The sequence below is a fragment of the Elioraea sp. Yellowstone genome, assembly GCF_006704265.1.
GTDB lineage: Bacteria > Pseudomonadota > Alphaproteobacteria > Acetobacterales > Acetobacteraceae > Elioraea.
Map to the genome: position 1 here is coordinate 1 of NZ_VIKA01000258.1, position 2286 is coordinate 2286.

1 protein-coding gene and 1 pseudogene are annotated in these 2286 nt (G+C 70.7%); both read right to left on the bottom strand.

The window, feature by feature from the left end:
- Positions 1-1829, bottom strand: a 1829-nt coding sequence (locus tag FK498_RS18445; protein WP_141857136.1) for a DNA gyrase subunit B, incomplete at its 3' end; no start/stop codon positions are given.
- A gap of 46 nt (positions 1830-1875) precedes the next feature.
- Positions 1876-2286: pseudogene (locus FK498_RS18450) on the bottom strand (DNA replication and repair protein RecF); the annotation flags it as partial.

Sequence of the window (2286 nt, forward strand, 5' to 3'; positions counted from 1 at the left end):
CGCTGCGCCCGCGCGCGCTCGACCGCCGCGCGCAGCGCCTCGCCGGCGAGGGGCGCGCCCTCGGCGGGCGCCAGGCTCGCGCCCTCGAGTGCGCGTTCGACCAGATAGGCCTCGAGCGCGCGGTCGTCCTTCAGGTAGCGCTCCTCGTTGCCGCGCTTGGCGCGATACAGAGGCGGCTGGGCGATGTAAAGGTGCCCGCGCTCCACGAGTTCGGGCATCTGGCGGAAGAAGAAGGTCAGCAGCAGCGTGCGGATGTGCGACCCGTCGACGTCCGCGTCCGTCATGATGATGATCTTGTGGTAGCGCAGCTTCGAGATGTCGAAGCCGCCCTCCTCCGGCGCGCCGCGGCCGATGCCGGTGCCGAGCGCGGTCACCAGCGTGCCGATCTCGGCCGAGTTCAGCATCCGGTCGAAGCGCGCGCGCTCGACGTTCAGGATCTTGCCGCGCAGGGGCAGGATCGCCTGGAAGGCGCGGTTGCGCCCCTGCTTGGCGCTGCCGCCGGCGCTGTCGCCCTCGACGATGAACAGTTCGGCGAGCCTCGGATCGCGCTCCTGGCAGTCGGCGAGCTTGCCCGGCAGCGAGGAGACGTCGAGCACGCCCTTGCGGCGCGTCAGTTCGCGCGCCTTGCGCGCCGCCTCGCGCGCGGCCGCGGCTTCCGCCATCTTGCCGAGGATGCGCCTGGTCTCGGCCGGATGGGTCTCGAACCAGTGCGCGAGCGCGTCCGCCACCAGCGCCTGCACCACCGGCTGCACCTCGGAGGAGACCAGCTTGTCCTTGGTCTGGGACGAGAACTTCGGATCCTGAACCTTGACCGACAGCACGCAGGTGAGCCCCTCGCGCATGTCCTCGGCCTGGATCTCGACCTTGTCCTTGCGCGGCAGGATTTCGGGGGCGATGCGGTTGATCGTGCGCGTCAGCGCGGCGCGGAAGCCGGCGAGATGCGTCCCGCCGTCGCGCTGCGGGATGTTGTTGGTGAAGCAGAGCATCGTCTCGGTGTAGCTGTCGTTCCACGACAGCGCCATCTCGACGGTGATCCCGTCCCGCTCGCCCCGGAACGCGATCGGCTGGTCGATCAGCGGCTTGTGCGCGCGGTCGAGATACTGCTGGAAGGCGACCAGCCCACCCTCGTAGCGGTATTCGTGCCGGATCGGCGGCACATGCCGCGCATCCGTGAGCGTGACGGTCGCGCCAGCGTTCAGGAAGGCAAGCTCGCGCAGCCGGCGCTCCAGCCGTGCCGTCTCGAACTCGGTATTCGAGAACACCGAAGGCGAGGGCAGGAAGGTGACTTCGGTGCCGGTGCGTGTCGGCGGATCGGCCGGCCCGACCACGGCGAGCGGTGCCACAGGCTCGCCGCCATCGACGAAGCGCATGTAGTGCTCGGAGCCGTCGCGCCAGACCCGCACCTCGAGCCAGTCGGAGAGCGCGGTGACCACCGAGACGCCGACGCCGTGCAGCCCGCCCGAGACCTTGTAGCTCCCCTGGTCGAACTTGCCGCCCGCGTGCAGCGTGGTCATCACGACCTCGACCGCGCTCACTCCCTCCTCGGGATGGATATCGACCGGGATTCCCCGCCCGTCATCGACCACCGTGACGGAGCCGTCGCCGTTCAGCGTCACGTCCACCCGTGTTCCGTGGCCATGGACGATCTCGTCGATCGAGTTGTCCACCACCTCGAACACCATGTGGTGCAGGCCCGAGCCGTCATCGGTGTCGCCGATATACATGCCCGGCCGCTTGCGCACGGCATCGAGCCCTCGCAGCACGCGGATCGAGGCCGCGGAGTAGGTGCCTTCGGGCGCCGGAGGAATCGCCCGGGCGGGTTCGCTCATCGCGTTGATTTTCCTGAGTATTTTTTGCCGTTCGACAGGGAGCGCATTATACTCCGGACGGGCCGGGAAGGGCAGGGCCGAGGTCGATCGGGGCGAGCATGCCTGCCTCCACCGCGAAGCCCTCGGCGCGCGGCGCGAGCGGGGCGAACAGGGCCGCCTCGGTGCCGGTCAGGAAGGCCTGCGCGGGCAGCGTCGCGAGGGCGGCGAACAGGGCCTCGCGGCGGGGCGCATCGAGATGGGCGGCGACCTCGTCGAGCAGGAGGATCGGCGCGAAGCCGCGCGCCTCGGCGATCAGCGCGGCGTGGCCGAGCACGACCGAGACCAGGAGGGCCTTCTGCTCGCCGGTCGAGCACAGCGCCGCCGGCACGCCCTTGGCCGCATGGACGAGCGCGAGGTCCGCCCGGTGCGGGCCGGTGCGCGTCGTGCCGGCGCCCGCGTCCGCCGCCCGCCCCTCGGC